Consider the following 18,715-nt stretch of genomic DNA (forward strand, 5'->3'; position numbering starts at 1 on the left):
GAGTCAATGCAACGCCCGGCCTTGTGAGACCCGATACAGCACCACCGACCCATCGGCCGGCGAGTGCGGACAGATCCTTGAGACCCTCAAGGGACAACCGCCGAGCAACTGCAAATTACAGATCCTGGCCCTAGGGTAGCGGCGGTCAAGGCCGCACCTATCACCTTTACAAATGTGAACTCCCACGCCTACGGATCAGGTGTGCTCACGATCCGTGAGTACACCCGCTGAGTACACCTACGCCAATCGGCCGCTAGGAAAATGGCGGGAAACCGCGGCCCGGAGGCAACGCCGACGCCTCCCGTAGGGGTCACCATCTTCGGGCGGAACACCCGGACTCCATCATTTCCACGCAATTGCCTTAGGCGTTGCCGTGCGTCCGGCGCATTTCCGGTTGTTTGCCCAGCGGTGTCCTCGATTGGGCACGCAGACCGCAAGGCAATCGGGTCGCCTGCGTGTCCCCTGTAAGCGGCGTCATGCTGCGCCTATTTGCGCATAGCCCTGTTCGGCGGTGTTACCCTGCGACCGGTTCGGCCCAGATGCGCAGCGCGATCTGGCTGTGGGTGCCATTGACCCGCATCACCGTGCCTGCCGGTACCGCTCCGGCGGCAAAGGGGTAAAACAGGCATGCCCAGGACGAATTGGGCCCGGGTGCCGGTGCATTTTCGTAGGTCACGCCTTCGACCAGGTCGATATGGATCCACTGGACGACGCCATTCGCGTCGCCGTCGTGCACGGTCAGTTCGGTGCTGGCCCGGCCCGGACCATATGGCCCGCCCGCGGCAAAGTCCCATCCGAACAGATCGACCGGATCGCTGCGCAGGACCAGCGAGGGGTCGTTCGACGCCGCCTCCAGCGGGTAGCGTGCGAGGGTGGAGAAGGGCGAGAGGTCGAACCCTTCGACATTGTCGAGTTCGCGCGCCTTGGCATGCGGCCAATGGGCGAGCGCCACGCGCACCTGCGCACGCTCGGGCACCACGCGTCCGCCGGGCTTCAGGAAGCGCGGCACCGCATCAGCCAAAGCCGGCAAGACGCCCTCGCACAGCATGTCATGCGCGATGATTTCCTGAACGATCACGTCGACGCGCGCGCCCAGGTCGCGCTCCAGTTCGACATCGGTCGAATAGAGCGGGACGATCGTGATGCGGTCGGCAAAGCCGTTCTGCGCGACGGTCCGGACCGCAGCGTCGGCGACGGCGGGGTTCAACTCGCACGCCGTCACCCGCGCCGCACCCGCGCGGGCCGCGATCATCGACAGCAGCCCGCTGCCGGCACCGATGTCGAGCACATGATCGCCCGGCCGCACGACCTGCTCCAATGCCGCGCGATAGGCCGAATTGCGGGCGAGATCGCGCAGGATATTGTGATGCCAGCGCGGCACCCCGGCGGCCATCGCCCGTCCGGTCACCGCACGGACCTGCGCATCGTCAGGCGCCAGGTTGCGCGCCATCGTCGCAATCTCGAGCGCGCGCATCTTCAGGCCATGTTCCTGCGCCGCAGCCGAGAGGCCCGCCAGCGTGCGCGCATCATCCTTCGCCGCCACGACCAGTGCGTCCAGCGCAGCAGCAAAGCGCGCCTTGTTCGGCGAATCACGTTCCGGCAAATTCATGCGTCAGCGGCGCTCCAGGGTCCGGAGCATCCCTGCGAGGCGACCTCCAAGTCGCACCATAGCGCTGTCCGCGCGCCCGTCGATGCATAATTCCAGCCGCGCATCCAATCCCATTGCGCGCGATCGGCTGTAATCCGCTGTTCCTTCCAGCGACATCCGCTCGATCGGGGCCGCGTCGAGCCGCGACTTGCGCGGCGTTTCGAGCAGGATGTTCCAGACCGCCGGCGGGGCCGGGATGCTGGGAAGTGCATAGGCCTGACCGAGCGGCACGCCATCCATGGGCAGGAGTACCGACAGCGTGCGCCGTTCTGCACCGGGCAGCGCTAGCAATCCGCGCGCGGGCAACTCCGCATCGCCATCATGCACCGTCGCTTCCGCCATCAGCATCGCGCGCGCATCGACCGCAATCGTCGCAGCCGCAGCCGGTGCTGGCGATCCGGTTGGCGCCCCGTCCCGCGCAGCCGCGGGCACCGCCACAAGAGCGGGCGCCAGCGCCACGAGCATCCAATTTCCCCCCACCACTGCATACCCCCGTTTCAGTGATGGGATGAACCTGCCCTATTCAGTGCGCATGCGCAATCATTGCCTGTCGGTGCGCTCGGTCTGCCAGCTGAAGCGCAGTGCCGACACCGCCGTCGGCTTCTTCGCCGGGCCGCTGCGCGTGGTCGACCCGACCAGCGCCGAATCGATCAGCTCCTCGATCCCCGTGCCCGCGCCGCCATTGTTGCGCAGGCGCGTGCCCGCCAGCGTCGGTCCGGCGGCGGTGGCACAGGCGGCGCCATCCTCCGGCCCTGGCACCACCGGGCATTGCGCCAGCCGCGCATAGCTTGCCGGCACGCCGTCGGTGACATCGCTGACCAGCAGCACCAGATCGTCGCGCAGATCGCCGCCCGGGCTGGCGTCGGTCAGGCTGTATTGCAGCACGCCGCTCTCGCCCGCGCGCAGCCGCGTGGGATTGTCGGCCTTGATCTGGAACCGCCCATCCTGCCCGTCGAACAACAGGATGCCGCCATCGGGGGAGAAGATCAGCGGATTGACGTACAGATCGGTCTTGCCGGTGTTGGTCACCTTGATGAACAGCCAGTCGCAGCGCTGGAAGCGGAAGCCGCCCGCTTCGCTGCCATCCCCGCCGACCTTCCGCGCATCCTTGGCGACCGCATAATAGTCCGCCGTCGTGTCCGGGCACGTTGCCCCCGCCGCCAGCGCCTTGGGCCGCGCGACGTAGAATTCGACCGTGACGTTCTTCGCCGGATCCTCGCTCGGCTGCCCGCTCGCCAGCGCCGGGCTGGCCAGCACGCGCTGCAGGCGGCTAAATCGGGTCGCCTTGACCAGCGCGCCGCCGATCGCGAAGCGCACGCGGATCGTCGGGTTGCTGCCGTCCTGCGCCAGCGCGGCGGCGAGGTCGATCGACCCGAAATCGGCGGTCACCTGCCCCGGCGGCTGGGTCAATGCGAGCCTGTCGCCGTTGAAGCTGAGGACCAGATCCGCCGCCTCGCCCGGCTGGACGAAGCTCGCGCCGATATCGGCGGGCTTGATCTCCTTGAGCGCCGCCAGCGCCGCCGCCTGCGCCTTGCTGGGGCTCGCCGGCGCAGCCGGGAGCGCGATACGATAGTCGAGCTGGATCGGCTGCTGCTCGATCGTCGCGACCAGCCGCACCTCGCGCGACAGCGGCTTGCCGTCGATGTCACGCACATCGTTCCACGCCTCAGCCGGAATGTCGCCGAACGCCGTCGGCACCAGGATTGCCTTGTACGCATCGGCCTTGTCGACCCTGCCATACAGGATCGTCTTGTCCCCGGCCGGCGAGGTGAGCGCCAGGCCGATAATCGTCCCCTCGACTACGCCCTGCAACTGCCCCGCGCTCATTTCGAGCTGTTCGAGCTTCACCGGATCGGTCGATTTGGTCTCGGCGGTGAACACGCGCGCGGGCTTGTAAACCGCCCAGCTGCCACCACCCTGCGCGGCCACTGCGGTCTTCATGAGGCCACCCATCACCGGCCGATCCAGATCGCCGTCGAATTCGGGCCGCGGCGATTTGTGCCCGTCGATTCCCGCAGTGATGCGGTTGGCCAGATCGCGATAGGAATAGACGCGCGGATTGTTCCAATTGGCCATCGCATAGACCGTCAACAGGCCATGCGCCGCCTGCTCCAGCGGATCGGCATAGCGCGGCGCCTGATATTGCTTGGCCTGTTGCGCCGACGGCACCGCGAGCAGCCCGACATAGGCGCCCCACCCCGCCTTGCCCTTCGCCGTCTCGACCGCCAGGTCGCGCACGAAATTGCCGTCGCTGACCGTGGCGAACTTGCGGCTGACCTTCAGCCCCAATTTGGTCGAGGTCGGCGCGCCATTGTCCTTGCCCGCGGCGTCGCGGTTCGAATCGCCCGAATGACAGAAGTCGGCGATATAGGTAACATTGCCGCCCTTGGCCCGGATCGCGTCGATCACCGCGCCGATCTCGTCATCGGTCACCGCATTCTGGATCTTTTCCGATCCATTGGCGGGGCCGGTGTCATAGGGCAGGAACACCTCATCCAGCCCGTCCGGTTCGGACCCGGCAACCGCCTCATTCTGCTGCATCCCGTGCCCGGAAAAGGCGAGCAGCACCTCGTCCCCCGGCTTGGTCGTGTCGACGATCCGCTTCATCGCGGCAAGGATGTTGGCGCGGGTACCGACCGCATCGGGCTTGACCTTGGTCTGGCGCATCCGAGGATTGCCGCGCGCCGCCAGCAGTTCAGGCGTCGGCGGATCGAGCAGAAGCGTGACGTCCTCTGCCTTCGCCCCTTCGCGGATCAGCGTCTCGGCGATCAGCACCGAATCGTTGAACGCGCCGATCATGGGGGAGGCAATGCCGTCCTTGTAATTGACCACGCCAATGACGAGCGCGCGGATGCGGCCCTTCGCCTCCGGTGCAGCAGCGGCACCGGGGGCGGCCGGCATTGATGCGGCGACCAACCCCAGAGCGCCCAGCGCGAGCATGATCTGCCTCAACATCGTCCGTCCCCTCAGTTCGATACCAGGATCGCGCGCGTCCACACGCGGCCCTTGTTCGTCAGCGTGATGCGATAGTCCTCGGTCCGTCCGGGGGTCCAGCGACACAACAGGTCGCGGCGCGCGATGCCCGACGTCACCGCCGGCCGATCCCTGCACGCCACCCGCCCGCTGGAATCGATCACCGCCAGCTCCAGCGCGGCATCGCCATCGCCGCGCACCCGCACCAGTGCCAGCCTTCCGCCCTCCGCCCGCGCGCGCATGGTCAGCGCGCGGTCGGCGGGCAGGTCATGGGTATAGACGATCGCGGCGGGCAGGATGCCCTTGCTCGCCTCGGCCAGCGCCGTCTCGATCGCTGCCAACTTGTCGGCATCGCCCCCGGCCCAGCCACGCGCCTCGATCAGCAACGCCGACGGCGCAGTCACGGGCAGCCGTTCGCCCGCCCGGGTACGGCCGAACACCATCGGCGCATTCTCCGCCTGTACAAGCACGAAGTCGCCGCTTTGCAGCATCCGCGCGGCGACGATCATCATCGCGACATCGCGATCGGCCCGCGCCCGCGCGATCAGGTCGCGCACCAGCTCGGCGCGCGCGATCACCGCGTCGGGCGGCGTGGCCTCGACATGGTCGTCATGCGCCATTGGCGCGGCGGCGACCGGCAGCGCGGCGAGGATCAGGGCAAAGGGTACCATCGAGCGCATCGGACGGGCGCAATTCCTGCTGGATCGAACGAGCCGCATAATGGCCCCGCCGCAAGTGTGACGCGACCGACAGGGTCTGACAATCGGATCACCGCGTCGCGCCGTCATCGCTTCGATAGCTTCCAAGCGATGCGCACTCGTGCCTCAAACACTCGGGAAAAAGCCAAGAGTTCGCGCTGCTGGCCGGGGTCGGAGCCGGCGTACGATTCGATTCGCGCCGACGCGCCCTCGGCCGCGTCCCGTGCCAGCGCGTAGGCAAATTCGCGGCGTGCGCCGTCCCGTATCAGCGTCGCGAAATTTGACTGGGCGCGAATTCGGTCGGGATGCGTAGAAGGCACGGCTCGAAACGCGCGCACGCTGCGCTCGATCGCCGCTTCCGCCTCGACATGCCTGCCCAATGTAAACAAGGTTGCCGCCAGATCGGCATAGGCCCGCGCGGTGTTGAGTGTTCGATCGCCCAGCACCTTTTCGCGGATCGCCACCACCCGCCGCAGCATCGGCAGGGCCTCCTCGACCCGGCGCTGAAACCGCAGGTTCATCGACAGGTTGAGCAGTCGGTGGGCGGTACTAAGGCTGCCCGCGCCAGTCCATTTTTCGGCGATAGCGACGCTCCGCCGGTGCAGCGGCTCGGCCTCCCGATGCTGTCCCAGCCGATCCAGATTGAAGGCAAGATTTCCGAGTGCGTCGCCGACTCGTTGATTGTCACTTCCCAAAGCACGCTCGCTGATGTGCAGCGACTGGATATAGAGAGGCAGCGCCTCCTCCTCGCGCGCCTGGTCCGCCAGCAGCGACGCGAGGTTACCCAAGATTGCTCCGACAGGTTCGCTTTGAGAACCTGTGATCGCCTCCTTGATCCGCAGCGCGCTGCGATAATGGCGCTCCGCCCTCGTGGTTTCTCCCCGCTCATGCAGAACAACCGCCAGCACATTGTGGGCCGACCCGAGTGCACTGTTGTCCACTGGCCGGATCGCGTCGATGATGGAGAGGCTGCGTTGCGCAACATCCATCGCCTCACCGCTGCGCCCTTGGCTGTGCAGATTTTCCGCCAGATCGAGTAGCGCCCGGCCATGTTCTACGCTCGGCGGCCCGAAGGCGCGGGCTGCATAAACCGCCGCATCGCGCCTTAATTGCTCGGCCTCACCGAAACGATCCTGCGTTTCCAGATTTCGCGCCAGATTGAACCGAGAATCGTCGAGCTGGCGCGCATCTCCGGACTGACGGGCCAAGTCCAGACTGCTCCGATAGGCCGATTCAGCGTCGCGCAATCGCCCCTGTTCATCGAGTGCAATCCCCAGGATCGACCAGGCCATCGCCCGCTCCTGCATCGAACCCGCGCGGGACGCCTCCGAAATCGACTCGCGGGCCAGCGCCTCACCTGCCTTTGGATCTCCGGACTCGGCCAGCAGCTTGGCGAGGTATGTCCGTTGTGTGAAACAGCGCGCGCTTCCATGCGCGGTCGCCGCACAGCTGCGATAGCTCTGGGTGAGCAGGGCGATCGCTTCGTCCCCCCGCCCCTCATCCACCGCGGCAATCACTGCGTCCGGAAGGCTGGCACGCTGTCCAGACTGCTGCGCGGACGGCGCTAAGGCCAGCACCAGCGTCAGAAGCAGTTGGTCGAGCGCCGCCACCTCACTTCCCCGGATCACCGACCAGCGTGAACGCCGCCCAATATTTCGGACTGACGAACTGACCGGTGCCCTCGCTGCGCACCGTCTGCATCGCCGCTTGAAGCGCGCGGGCCCGGCCCGCGACATCGCCCTTCTGGATGTTGCCGAAGGTTTGCTGCATCAGCAGCGAGGTTGCCGCATCGCTGACCGCCCAATGGCTGACCAGCAGCGAACGGGCACCTGCTTGAAAGAACGCACGCGCGAGGCCCGACAATCCGCCCGCGTCTTTTCCATCCCCGGCAGCAGTGTTGCACGCCGACAAGACGACGACATCGGCGGGAATCTTGAGCTCGGTCACTTCGGACATGGTGAGCAGTCCGTCGTCCAGCTCGGTCGCCTGTTTGGGCGGAGTAAACACCAGGCCCGGCTCGGCATTGTCACCCACTTCGGTCGCGAGCAAACCATGGGTCGAGAACACGACAAAGCGCGCTCCGGCCACCGCCTTGCTCGATTTGACCGCCGCCTCGGTCGCGGCATCCCCGATCACCACCGTCGATTGCGTTCCGAACGACTTCTGCAGGCTTTCCAACTCGGCCTTGGCCTGAGGCAGATAGGCGAGCGCGCGCAGCTTTTCCGGGTCTGCGAGCTTGCCCTTGTACATCTGGCCAGCAAGGCCCGGCGTCACGCTGCGCCCGGTCTCCGGCGTGTAGGCACCGGCAAGCGTTGGCGCACCATAAGCCGCCAGCGTGATCCCGCCGCTGCGCACCTGTGCATAGGCGGGCGAACCCGCCCGATCGACACAACCCGGATGCGCATCGGCCGGCTTTTCGATGAGCAGACACCGCAGCGAGCGCAGCGCCGAGACCGACGGCAATTCCGCCAGGGCATATTTGTCGATCAGCCAGGGACTGGTCGCCACGGCGGCGGGGTCGGTGTCCGAGCCCTGCGGCGGCGCGGTGACGAGCAGTGCGAGCGGCAGCGAGGTGAGCGGACCGCTGACATTGGTCAGCAGCACCTGCTTGCCCTTCAGCACGCCTTCGACCGGCGCGATCAGTTCCTTGTAAATCTCATGCGCCAGCTTGCGGTCGAACGCTTTGCCTTGCGGTGCAACTGCGGCGGCGCCGCCTGCTGCGGGCGGCGGCTGACGCCCCGATCCGCGCGCGCCGTCCACTTCCATGCTGGCACGCAACGTGTTGACCTTGGCGGCGAGCGCATCCTGCTTCATCGCCTCCGACCGCGACCAGGTCGATCCCTCGCGCGTCACTGCCCAGGTATAGCTGGCATCGTTGGACACGAGGATGACGACCATCGCTTCATCGGGATTGAGCAACTTTTGCACCGCGGCAATGTCGAGCGCCTTGGGGCGCGTCAGGTCGAAATATTGCGGGAAATCCTTGGCGATCTTCGCCTCGATCACATCGACCTCGGCGCGCAGCGCGGCGCGGCGCTCGGTCAGCGCGCGGCGTTCCTGCTCGGGCACCTGCGCGCCGCGTTCGATCAGCGCGCTGAACTGGCGATCGACCGCCTCGATCTCCGCAAGTTTCTTGTCGCGCTCCTGTTCCAGCACCGCAAGCGGGCCACCGCCAGCGGCAAAGCGCGCGGTGGTTTTGTCGAGCGCTGCAGCGGCGCCGGAAATCTGCGCATATTGCGCCGCCTCGAACGCTTCCGACCGCAGCATATCTGGCGACGGCACGGGCTCGATCTTGATGTCGGGCGTGGTCTGGGCGGACAAAGCCACCGCCAGAAGCGGGAATGTCACCAGCTTGGACAGACGGACGTTCATGGCTTCTCCTCGGGGCGACCGGTCGCGGCCATCAGTTGGTGACCATCGCGACACCCGCACCGCGCGCGCCATGGTTCGTGACGACCACGGAAACCGGGCCGGTCCAGATCGGCGTGACCCGGCAATACAGCGTCGGATTCTGCGAGAGATCGTGACAGATGAGATTGGCGTTCTCGTCATAGACCTTCAGGTCCATTCCGGTCGCTGCATCGCGCCGAACGCCAACGACGAACGATTCCCCGCCGCGCGCGCTGAAGCTCACGCGCCAACTGGTTCCGGCGGGAACGGAATGGATCGTGCGGATCGGACAACGCGGGCCGCACAGGACACCCTTGCTCTGCTCCGCGCGTGCCGTTTCGACCTCGGCGAGCAATGCGGCATCCCCGGCAGCGAATTGCGCTGCTTCGGCAAACAAGTCCTGCGCACTGGGATCGGAGCCGGGTTGCGGCGTCGCTTCGCCGGACGCGACACCGGATGCAACGGGGATCGACGCGATCATTCGCGCAGCAACGATCATCGCACGGGAATCGCGCATGCTTCGGGCATGGTCGGCCAAGCGATACGCCAGCGTCAGCGCGTCCACCGCCTCAGCCGCCGGCGTCACCCGGCCCGTCGCTTCGGAAAGATTGGCGCGTCCGGTCTGCGTCGCGCCGACGGGTAATACGCCCAGTGCAGTTGCGGCAATCGCCAGCAAAAGCCTTGCAGGAACCGTGTTCCGCATCGCGACTCTCCCCGGAAAGACGCGACCATGCGCGGGGCTGGCCGCAGTCCGAAACCAGTCGCCCCGGAACGCCTGTGCGCTCCGGGGCGGCCAGTCTTTCGGCTTAGTTGGTCACCATCGCCACGCCGGTGCCGTAACCGCCATAGTTGATCGCCTGAACCGCGAACGGACCGGTCCAGATCGGATTGACGCGGCAATACAGCGTCACGTTGCCCGACATGTCCTGGCACACCAGGTTGCCGTTCTCGTCGAAGATCTTCAGGCCCAGCGGGGTCGACGAGTCGCGACGCACGCCGACGACCAGCGGCTCACCGCCGCGCGCCGTGAAGCGGACGGTCCAGGTGGTGCTGCCCGGGACATACTGGACGGTGCGGATCGCGCCGCCCACGACACCCTTCGACGTTTCGGCCTGCGCCGCTTCGACCGCTGCAACGATGTCGGCGTCACCGCCGGCCAGCGTCTTGGCTTCGGCGAACAGATCGGCGGCGGTGGTCACCTTGGCGGTGCCGGAGCCCTTGCCGGTGCCTTCGATCTTGCCCTTGTCGGTGCCTTCCTTGGTGGTGACCGAATCGACCATCTTGGCCGCAACGATCATCGCCCGCGCATCCTTGGCGGTGCGGGCATAGTCGGCGAGCTTGTAGCCCAGCGCGAGCGTGTCCACGGCCTTCGAGCTGTCGGTCGCCGCAGCTTCCTTCTCGCTCAGGTTCGTGCCCTTCTTGTCCTGCGCGATCGACGGCGAAGCCAGCAAGCTTGCTGCTACCAGTGCCATCGCCATCTTCTTGTTGAGCGTAACCATTACCTTCGTCTCCTCACTCTCCGGGCCTGCTCCCAAGCCGGCCTCGCGAACTGATCCCTCGATCAGGCAGGTTCGTCTTTAATGTGGCCCCCGCCCCCGCGACACTAACAGTTTCAGTCTTCGTTTCCATATCAAACTTGGCGCGAAGTCCCTGATTCTTGACGAATCCTGCACGCGACTCCGCCAACTACTTACGTATTATCCGCGTAACGAAGCTGGACTCGGTAACGCGCGTTACCCAAGATGAGGAAAGGCGCCGGGACTGTCCCGGCGCCCTGCCTTTTCACCGTTCGAGCTTGAGCTGAATCAGGCTGTTGCCGCGCGCAACGAACAATATTGCGCCGCCGGCAACATTCTGGAAGGCGCGGGCAAGTTCAGCCGCGCTTTGCACTTGCTCGCCATTCACGCCGACCACGATGTCGCCGACCGCCAGCCCCGACCGCGCCGCCGCCGAACCCGGCTGAACGGTCGCGACGACCGCACCACGCAGCTGCTCGGGCACCTTGTCGCCCGCATTGACGTCGCGGAACGTCGCACCCAGCGCTGCCAGCCCGGCACCGCCCGTCGTCGGTCGCGTCACCTGCACCGGCCGCGGCGCTTCGACCGTCACCTGTGCCGTCCCCGTCTGGCCACCCCGGCGATAGCCCAGCGCCACCGTCTTGCCCGGTTCAAGCACGCCAAGGATCGCAGTCAGATTGCCCGGCCCCTCGATCGCGCGCCCGTCGGCGGAGGTGATGATGTCGCCCGACTTCAGACCCGCGCGCGCTGCGGGGCTATCGGGCGAGACTTCGGCGACCAGCGCACCGCGCGTCGATCCGCTGCCCGCCGCCTCGGCGGTGACCGGCCCCACGGTCACGCCGATCCGCCCGCGCTTGACGCTGCCGTTGCGGCGCAGCTGGTCAGCGACCGCCATCGCCATGTTGATCGGCACGGCAAAGGCGATGCCGCTATTGTCGCCCGACTTGGACCAGATCGCGGTGTTGATCCCGATCAGGCGCCCGCGACTGTCGATCAGCGCACCGCCCGAATTGCCGCTGTTCACCGCCGCATCGGTCTGGATGAAATCCTGCAATCCGTCGCCGATGCCCGTGCGCCCCAGCCCGGAGATCACGCCCATCGTCAGCGTCTGGTCGAACCCGAACGGATAGCCGATGGCAAAGGCTAGGTCGCCGACCTCGATCCTGCCGCTGTCGCCGACCTCGATCGCGCGCAGCCCGGTCGCCTTGATGCGCAGCAACGCGATGTCGGTCTGCGGATCGCGTCCGACCACCTCGGCATCGACGACGCGGCCGTCATAGAGCTGGACCTTGAACGCCGTACCCTTCTCGACAACGTGATTGTTCGACAGGATCTCGCCACGCGCGGCATCGATGATCACGCCCGATCCGCTGCCGATCGGCTGCGGCGCGCCCTGCGGTGCTTGGCCCTGCGGACCCGCCTGTGCCGAGGTCGTCTGACCGCAGAACGGGTCGTCTTGTCCTTCGCGCGACGCGGTGCGCTCGCCCTCCGCCTGCTTGTGGCCCAGCACGATCACCTTGACCACACTCGGCGCGACCGCCTTCAAATCGCGCGCATAGCTATAGACGCCGCGCTCATTGTCATAAGGCGCGGTCTGGGCCGCGGCGGGCACGATCGCGGGCGGCGTCGCCAGCATTGCGACGGCGGCAACCCCGGCAAGCAGCCGCCCATGAAAACTAGACCTCATCATGTCCCCTTTCCCTCTGGTTCTGATTTACGTCGTCCTGCGCGGGCAGCGTGATTTCGATTCGAAATCCGCCCGCGCGATTGAATGCCTGAACATTGCCGCCCGCGCGCAGCGCGACAGTGCGGACAAAGGCGAGCCCCAGCCCATGGCTGTCCACCCCGCCACTCGAATAGCCCGGCTCGAAAATGCGCTCGACCTTGCCGGGGTCGATGCCCGGCCCGTCATTGTCGACCGCGACGCTCACCGTGTCGCCGGAGCGCGTGACGGCGCAGCGGATCGTCGATTCGGGCGTGGCGAACTTGACCGCATTGCCCAGGATGTTCTCGACCATCCGGTCGAACAAGTCGCCCGCGATCCGCACCCGCGCATCGACCGCCTCCAGCGCGAACTCCAGATCCTTGTCGTCGCCCAGATAGACAAACATGTCGTCGATCAGCTGGCGGATGCGCGCGCCGGGGTCGACGCTGTCCGCCTCGTGCCGCCGCGACACTTCCGCGTCGATAATGCCGAGCAGCATCCGGCAGCGTTTGTCCATCGTCACCAGCTTGGCGTCCGCATCGGCGATCAGCGGCTCATCCGGCACCTTCACCGCCAGCGCCTCGAGGTGCTTGCGCGCCACCATCACCGGTCCGCGCAGGTCGTGCGCGACGTGGCGGTGGAGCCGTCTGAGGCCGCCGATCATGTCTTCGGACCGGGCCAGCAGCGCATTGAGATGCTGGGCGAGCAGGCGGAACTCAGGCTGACCGTCATCGACCGGCGCGCGCTCAGCAAAGCCGGTGCGGTCGGCCCGGTCGAGCAGCGCGTTGAACGCATCGAGCCGCGACCGCCATCCGCGCATCAACGCCCAGGCAAGCAGCCCGGCGAGCAGCAGGAAGGCCAGACCCACGCCCGCCGCCAGCAGGTACGCACGCGTCACCAGCCGCGGATCGGGGCTGAAGATGCGCGCACTCAAGAACGACCGCCCCTCGCCCAGATCGACCACCGTCCCGACTGCGGTCGCATCCGCGCGCTGGCATGCGGTCCCCGCCGGAACGCGCAGCCGCACCTCGCCCTGACCCGTCGGCCAGGCGAGCTTCGGCGTTCCCGTCAGCGCCCCGTCCGCGCCGCGATACAGAAACAGCGCCCGCGCCCGCTCGCCGCTGTCGCACCGCCCGCCATCGGTCGCCTCAGTCGCCCGCGCTGCGACCATCGTCAGCACTTCGGCATCGCGCTCTTCGGCGGACAGGCCGGGCGCCAAGCTGTCGATCTTGCTCGACAGCACCGCCGCATCGGCCTGCGCGCGCACCATCGCCACCTCACGCGCGTTCATCGACACCATCTGCAACAGGCCGAGCGTCAATCCGACCAGCGCCACGGCGGCGAGTGCGCCGATGACAAGGGTGGTGCGGAGGGGGAGCCAGCGGAGCATTAACGCAATACCTCGTCACCCCCGCGAAAGCGGGGGCCCATCTCCCGGACCGTCCACCTCCGCACCGGTGCAGTTGCCGCCCCGGCAGGAGATGGGCCCCCGCCTTCGCGGGGGTGACGGAAGTGGTTTCGAGGCACCGGAACGCTCAGCGACCACCCTCCATGCCGGCCAGGTTGCGCAACGCGAACCCCTGTGCCCAGATGTTGGTCACCAGCGGATGGAAATCGTCCGGAATATCCGGGCATTGCCGCTTCAGCGATTTCCGCAACCGCTTGATCGCCTGATCAACCGTGTTGGCAAACTCCTCGGGGAAGTGGCTCCACCCCTTGCCGATCCAGCAACGGTCCCACAGCATCGACTGGCTGAGCGGGTTGCCGCGCTCCTTGTACAGCTCGACCAGGATGTCCGCCTCGCGGCTGGTCAGCTGCAGCAGCCGCCCGTTACAGCGCACATCCTTCGTATCGGCATCCACCTCCAGCGGCGCACAGGTCCAGCCCTTGCTGCGCATCGTCGGCTTGCGCCGGCGCAGTTGCGCGGCAACGCGCGCGACCAGTTCCTCGCTCGTCGCGGGCTTGGGCACATAATCGTCCGCCCCGCGCGCGATCAGCCCGTGGATCCGCTGATCCTCACCGCCCAGCAGCGAATAGACGAGCGCCGGCACATCCGGATCGGTCTTGAGGCCATTGGCGCGACGGCGTACGCGATCAAGCACCTCCAGCCCCTCAATCCCCGGATTGATCCGGTCGAGCACCAGCACGTCATAGGCCTCGGCCTCCAGCGCCTCGAGCGCAGCATCGCCGGTCTCGAACAGGTCGACGCGCTCGCACCCCGCCGCTTCCAGCGCCGCCTTCATCTCCGGGCCGATCTCATCCTCCAGGATCAGCGCGCGGCATCCGGCAAAGGTGTCGGCGATATTCTGCGCCGCCTCGGCATCCAGCTTCAACAGGTTCATTGTCATCATCTCCGTCATAGCGGCCCCCGCGGAAAGCGGCGCGGCACGCCGGGACGCCGCGCCTTGGCGGCCTCTGCAGTCAGTGGCAGCGCGACATGCAGCGTCCCCTGCCCCGCGCGCTGGATGCGCAGCACGGCGACATCGCGCTTCGACGCCTTGATCGCGGCCATCGCCGCCACTGCATCGCGCGGCGCAACGCCGTCGATCGCGAGCAGTTCGTCGCCTTCATACAATCCGTACATCTGGCCGATCGACGCCTCGTCGACCTTGCCGACCAGCACGCGCCCGCCATCACCACGCAGCGCGAAGCCAAGATTGTAGCTCCCACCGGCCGTGCCGCTCATGTCCATCGCCAGCGCCGCGACCTTGCCGCGCTCGCCCGCCAGATCGTCATCGGCCTCCAGCGCGACGGCCAGCGACACCGGCTTGCCGTCGCGAACGATCTCCACCTTGACCTTGTCGCCCGGCTTGCTGTCGATCAGCGCCATCGACAGGTCGCGCACGACCTCCAGCTTGCGCCCCTCGACGCTCAGCAGCAGGTCGCCGATCTTGAGGCCGCTGCGCGCCGCCGCGCCGTCGGTCGATACCGCGTCGATGATCAGACCGGTCTTGCCCGGTGCACCCAGCGCTTCGGCCATGCCGGCGTCCGCGCTGCTCGCGGTGACGCCCAGACGGCCACGCACCACCTTGCCATCCGCCACCAGCTGGGCCGCGATCTTCGCCACCAGTTCAGACGGAATCGCAAGGCCGATTCCAATGTCGAAGATGGTCTCCGGCGGCGTCGCCGTATTGATCCCGATCACTTCCCCCTCCTCGGTGATCAGCGGCCCCCCGCTATTCCCAGGATTGAGCGCCGCGTCATGCTGGATGAAGTTCACCGGCCATGCGACGTCATAGGCGCGGTCATAACCACTTATGATCCCGGAAGTAACCGAGAAACGGTTGCCCAGCGGATTGCCCAGCGCAAAGACCTTGGCCCCCAGCGGCAAGCGCGATGACTTCGCCAATTTGAGTATGGGCAGGGGCTGTTCTGCGTCGATCTTGACCACGGCGAGATCGGTGCGCCCGTCGCGTCCGATCACCTTGCCCGTGTAGCGCTTGCCATTGGCAAAGGTGACTTCAACCGTATCGAGTTTTGCCACGACATGCGCGTTGGTCAGGATGATGCCGGATTCGTGGATGACGAAGCCCGACCCGCCCGCCGCCTCGGTATCGCCATTCTGCTTGCGCGCCGCCGCATCCTGCGGGCTGATCGCGACCACCGCCCGCATGGCGCGTTCGATTGCGGTTTCCGATTGGGTGGTCGCCGCGACCTTGGGCTGATCGGGCATCGCCGCAGCCCGCGCGGTGCTCGGCAGTGCCAAGCCCAGGCAGAGCGCGGCGCCGAGAAACCAGCCGAGCGTGCGGCGGGTCAGGTTCACGGATGGATTGGGGTTCATGGAAGTTCCGGATACTGACTTCAGACACCCGGTTTCTGTCAGTTCGTTCAGGTGAAAGCGACGGTCAGGATCAGACGGATGCGGGTCAGCGAGCGGGTTGCGCGAGACTCCAGGCGGCGCGGACCTGGTCGCGGAAGATCACAGTGTAGCCATTCAGCTCCTCAAGCGCGGACGCATCGAAACTCGACGCTTTTCCCGCGCGCGCCAGCACCTGCCGCCCAGCTTCGCGCAGCAGGGTGCGGGCGAGCGGCGCGCCACCCGGGTCACGGAGCAGGAAGCGACCATGGCTCCAGCTTAGATTAATCCGCTGCGGATGGTCGCTGCGAAATGCGTCGCGCGCCGCCGACTCTGCCCGGCCATACCAGAGCCCCGCGCTTGCCTCGTCCCCCGCCTGCGCACGCAGCTGCGCCATGCTGGTCGCAGTCAGGGTCCGCAGCTGCGCGCCCTGCGGGCCAAGCGCGGTTGCTTCGGCATAACTGGCCTCCAGTAGCGTCTGCGCCTCGCCCGACTTGCCCGCCCGCGCGAGACTTGAGGCAAGATTGTTACGGATCAGGACTGTGCGGAAATGCCCCCGACCCAATTTGCTTTCGGCCAGCGCGAGCGCCTGTCGCTGGATCGGTTCGGCCTGTTCGAACGCACGCACGCGGGTCAGCACGCTTGCCATGTTATTGAGCATCGTGACCAGCTCATCGGCATTGCCGCCGCCGGATGCCTGCCACACCGCGATCGCGCGGTTGAACATCCACGCGCCATCCTCATAGCGGCCTGCCTCGACCAGCGCCTGACCCAGATTCGAATAGGCAAGTCCGGTAAAGTTGCTCGTCTCGCCGAAATAGCGCAGCCGGATCGTCAGCGCCTCGCGCAACACCGTTTCGGCTTCACGCAGGTCGCCCGCGCGCATCGCCGCCATCCCGAGCAAGGTCAGACTGTCCGCCACCAGCGGCCCTGCCTGCTGCGCGCGCCGGATCGCCAAGGTTTCGCGGACGATGGCGACCGCCTCTTCCGACCGGTTCTGCTCGTCGAGGCACCAGGCGAGCGTTTCGCGCACGGCGATCGCTTGCGGATGAGCGACACCGGCCAGTGCGACCAGCCGATCGGCCCCGATGCGCAGGCTTTCCTCTGCTTCCCGCAGCCGCCCCAACCCCATCAGCGCCTTGCCGTGCATCAGGCGAAAGAAGGCACCATCCGCAGTGTCGCCCGCCAGTTGCACCGCGCGCTCCGCAAGCGGTAACGCCTCGGAGAACCGGGCCAGCGCCACGAGGTTATTCGCGCGCCGCGCCACATAGGCAGCAAGGTCCGCGCGATCCGCATCGCTTGCAAACACCGCCTCAGCACCTTCCAGCGCCACGACGAAGGACGGCTCGGCCGCAACATGTTGGCCCTGCCGCTCAAGCACCAGCCCCAGCACCAGCTGGGCGACCATCAGATAGACCTGCCGCTCCTCTCCGGAAAAACTCTCGGCGATGGCCACCGCCCGTCGCGCGACCGGCACCGCTTCGATCGACTGCCCGGCCTCGCTCACTGCGCTCGCAAAATTGACGACAAGGATAACGCAGGGCTGCTGCGCCTTGGGCGGCGCTCCCGCACCCCCAGCAGCCGTGATGCACGCCTTCACCTCAGGTTCGATCAGCGCGAGCGCCTTGGGCGCATCGCCCGCATCACGCGCAGCCTCGAATGCGGGGCTGGCCTGAAGCACCTCGACAACCTCCGGAGCAGCGTCCTGGGCGGTCAACACAGTGGCGGCGAGCGCAAGCGGGTAGAGCATCATATCCCCCTCGCAACGAGCCTCCTCCTCCTGGCCGCTCAATGCAAGGTACAAGCGCGAGGCCGCCCCGCGCAATTTAGTATCATTTGACACCAAATGGCCGTCAGGTGTAAAGCCAGTGTCAACTTACGGAGGCTGCGCGTATGACCGATCCGACCAATCCCTTGGGCCTCAACGGCTTCGAATTCGTCGAGTTCACCTCACCCGATCCCGACGCGATGGCGCGGCAGTTCGAACAGCTCGGCTTCGTCCCCTCGCACCGCCACCCGACCAAGAACATCACGCGCTACAAGCAGGGCCGCATCAACCTGATGCTCAACCGCGACGAAACCGGCCGCGTCGCCGAGTTCCGCGCGGCGCACGGCCCCTCGGCCAGCGCGATGGCGTTCCGCGTCGCCGATCCGGCCAAGGCGATGGAGTGGGCGCTGAACAACGGTGCCGAGCGCACGGCCGAGGACGACACCTGCATCATCGGCATCGGCGGCTCGTATCTTTACTTCATCCAGGACGGCACCGACCTCTATGCCGACTGGGAAGCGATCCCCGGCTGGCAGCAGGCAGAGGCGGACAATAATGTCGGGCTCGACCTGCTCGACCACCTCACCCACAATGTCCGGCGCGGCCAGATGCGGGTGTGGTCGGAATTCTACAAGACCCTCTTCAACTTCGAGGAGCAGAAGTATTTCGACATCAAGGGCCAGGCAACCGGCCTGTTCAGCCAGGCGATGATCGCGCCGGACAAGGCGATTCGCATCCCGCTCAACGAAAGCCAGGACGACAAGAGCCAGATCGAGGAGTTCATCCGCGAGTATAAGGGCGAGGGCATCCAGCATCTCGCGCTGACCACGGACGACATCTACGACACGGTCGAACGGCTGCGCGCACGCGGCGTCAAGCTGCAGGATACGATCGAGACCTATTACGAACTGGTCGACAAGCGCGTCCCCGGCCATGGCGAAGACCTGGAGCGGCTGCGCAAGAACCGCATCCTGATCGACGGCAATGTCGGCGAGGAGGGCATCCTGCTGCAGATCTTCACCGAAAACATGTTCGGCCCGATTTTCTTCGAGATCATTCAGCGCAAGGGCAATGAAGGATTCGGCAACGGCAACTTCCAGGCACTTTTTGAGTCGATTGAACTCGATCAAATCCGTAGAGGGGTGATCAAGGTCGACGCATAACGGGGTTGGAGAGGAGAGCCGGGACAACCGGCCTCAACCTTCCGAAGGGGGAAGGAA

General features: G+C 66.5%; 14 protein-coding genes. 1 reads left to right on the top strand and 13 read right to left on the bottom strand.

Going from position 1 to position 18,715, the window contains the following annotated elements; all coding sequences use genetic code 11:
* Positions 1-514: 514 nt before the first annotated feature.
* From KYX69_RS15210 to KYX69_RS15270, 13 genes are all read right to left on the bottom strand, one after another.
* Positions 515-1,609: a 50S ribosomal protein L11 methyltransferase gene (locus tag KYX69_RS15210; RefSeq protein WP_300498680.1), complete on the bottom strand. Its 1,095-nt coding sequence runs from the start codon at positions 1,607-1,609 to the stop codon at positions 515-517.
* 3 nt (positions 1,610-1,612) lie between these two features.
* On the bottom strand, positions 1,613-2,113 hold the full coding sequence (locus KYX69_RS15215; protein ID WP_300498683.1) for a hypothetical protein: 501 nt from the start codon (positions 2,111-2,113) through the stop codon (positions 1,613-1,615).
* Positions 2,114-2,188: 75 nt separating this feature from the next.
* Positions 2,189-4,603 carry a caspase family protein gene (locus KYX69_RS15220; protein ID WP_300498685.1) on the bottom strand — a complete coding sequence of 805 codons (2,415 nt, stop codon included), beginning with the start codon at positions 4,601-4,603 and terminating at the stop codon, positions 2,189-2,191.
* Between the two features lie 11 nt (positions 4,604-4,614).
* Positions 4,615-5,292 (bottom strand): hypothetical protein, encoded by a 678-nt coding sequence (locus KYX69_RS15225; RefSeq protein WP_300498688.1) that lies wholly within the window; start codon positions 5,290-5,292, stop codon positions 4,615-4,617.
* Positions 5,293-5,405: 113 nt separating this feature from the next.
* Entirely contained in the window at positions 5,406-6,929 is a 1,524-nt protein-coding gene (locus KYX69_RS15230) for a tetratricopeptide repeat protein (protein ID WP_300498690.1), read from the bottom strand.
* A 1-nt stretch (position 6,930) separates the two neighbouring features.
* A complete protein-coding gene (locus tag KYX69_RS15235) occupies positions 6,931-8,691 on the bottom strand; it encodes a CHAT domain-containing protein (RefSeq protein ID WP_300498692.1) in 1,761 nt (586 codons plus the stop codon).
* A 31-nt stretch (positions 8,692-8,722) separates the two neighbouring features.
* The gene (locus KYX69_RS15240) at positions 8,723-9,412 is read right to left on the bottom strand and encodes a hypothetical protein (protein WP_300498695.1); all 690 of its coding nucleotides are present in this window, start codon (positions 9,410-9,412) and stop codon (positions 8,723-8,725) included.
* A gap of 103 nt (positions 9,413-9,515) precedes the next feature.
* Positions 9,516-10,208: a hypothetical protein gene (locus tag KYX69_RS15245; RefSeq protein ID WP_300498698.1), complete on the bottom strand. Its 693-nt coding sequence runs from the start codon at positions 10,206-10,208 to the stop codon at positions 9,516-9,518.
* A 283-nt stretch (positions 10,209-10,491) separates the two neighbouring features.
* Entirely contained in the window at positions 10,492-11,913 is a 1,422-nt protein-coding gene (locus KYX69_RS15250; RefSeq protein ID WP_300498699.1) for a trypsin-like peptidase domain-containing protein, read from the bottom strand.
* Positions 11,903-13,321, bottom strand: coding sequence for a HAMP domain-containing sensor histidine kinase (locus tag KYX69_RS15255; RefSeq protein WP_300498700.1), 1,419 nt, complete (start codon positions 13,319-13,321; stop codon positions 11,903-11,905). Before KYX69_RS15255 ends, KYX69_RS15250 begins: the two co-directional genes overlap by 11 nt.
* A 145-nt stretch (positions 13,322-13,466) precedes the next feature.
* Positions 13,467-14,273 carry a response regulator transcription factor gene (locus KYX69_RS15260; protein WP_300498701.1) on the bottom strand — a complete coding sequence of 269 codons (807 nt, stop codon included), beginning with the start codon at positions 14,271-14,273 and terminating at the stop codon, positions 13,467-13,469.
* Positions 14,274-14,287: 14 nt separating this feature from the next.
* On the bottom strand, positions 14,288-15,712 hold the full coding sequence (locus KYX69_RS15265) for a trypsin-like peptidase domain-containing protein (RefSeq protein WP_300498704.1): 1,425 nt from the start codon (positions 15,710-15,712) through the stop codon (positions 14,288-14,290).
* Between the two features lie 85 nt (positions 15,713-15,797).
* Positions 15,798-17,477, bottom strand: coding sequence for a tetratricopeptide repeat protein (locus KYX69_RS15270; RefSeq protein ID WP_300498705.1), 1,680 nt, complete (start codon positions 17,475-17,477; stop codon positions 15,798-15,800).
* A 143-nt stretch (positions 17,478-17,620) separates the two neighbouring features.
* Between KYX69_RS15270 and hppD the strand changes: the two genes are divergently transcribed.
* Complete coding sequence (gene hppD, locus KYX69_RS15275) at positions 17,621-18,658, top strand: 4-hydroxyphenylpyruvate dioxygenase (protein ID WP_300498707.1); 1,038 nt, start codon at positions 17,621-17,623, stop codon at positions 18,656-18,658.
* Positions 18,659-18,715 lie beyond the last annotated feature (57 nt).

The sequence above is a fragment of the Sphingomonas sp. genome (genome assembly GCF_030145815.1).
GTDB lineage: Bacteria > Pseudomonadota > Alphaproteobacteria > Sphingomonadales > Sphingomonadaceae > Sphingomonas.

Excerpts from the sequence above, each read along its gene's own strand:
- KYX69_RS15210 (WP_300498680.1), bottom strand. The coding sequence starts at position 1,609 with ATGAATTTGCCGGAACGTGATTCGCCGAACAAGGCGCGCTTTGCTGCT.
- KYX69_RS15215 (WP_300498683.1), bottom strand. The coding sequence starts at position 2,113 with ATGCTCGTGGCGCTGGCGCCCGCTCTTGTGGCGGTGCCCGCGGCTGCG.
- KYX69_RS15220 (WP_300498685.1), bottom strand. The coding sequence starts at position 4,603 with ATGTTGAGGCAGATCATGCTCGCGCTGGGCGCTCTGGGGTTGGTCGCC.
- KYX69_RS15225 (WP_300498688.1), bottom strand. The coding sequence starts at position 5,292 with ATGGTACCCTTTGCCCTGATCCTCGCCGCGCTGCCGGTCGCCGCCGCG.
- KYX69_RS15235 (WP_300498692.1), bottom strand. The coding sequence starts at position 8,691 with ATGAACGTCCGTCTGTCCAAGCTGGTGACATTCCCGCTTCTGGCGGTG.
- KYX69_RS15240 (WP_300498695.1), bottom strand. The coding sequence starts at position 9,412 with ATGCGGAACACGGTTCCTGCAAGGCTTTTGCTGGCGATTGCCGCAACT.
- KYX69_RS15245 (WP_300498698.1), bottom strand. The coding sequence starts at position 10,208 with ATGGTTACGCTCAACAAGAAGATGGCGATGGCACTGGTAGCAGCAAGC.
- KYX69_RS15250 (WP_300498699.1), bottom strand. The coding sequence starts at position 11,913 with ATGAGGTCTAGTTTTCATGGGCGGCTGCTTGCCGGGGTTGCCGCCGTC.
- KYX69_RS15255 (WP_300498700.1), bottom strand. The coding sequence starts at position 13,321 with ATGCTCCGCTGGCTCCCCCTCCGCACCACCCTTGTCATCGGCGCACTC.
- KYX69_RS15260 (WP_300498701.1), bottom strand. The coding sequence starts at position 14,273 with ATGAACCTGTTGAAGCTGGATGCCGAGGCGGCGCAGAATATCGCCGAC.
- KYX69_RS15265 (WP_300498704.1), bottom strand. The coding sequence starts at position 15,712 with ATGAACCCCAATCCATCCGTGAACCTGACCCGCCGCACGCTCGGCTGG.
- KYX69_RS15270 (WP_300498705.1), bottom strand. The coding sequence starts at position 17,477 with ATGCTCTACCCGCTTGCGCTCGCCGCCACTGTGTTGACCGCCCAGGAC.
- hppD (WP_300498707.1), top strand. The coding sequence starts at position 17,621 with ATGACCGATCCGACCAATCCCTTGGGCCTCAACGGCTTCGAATTCGTC.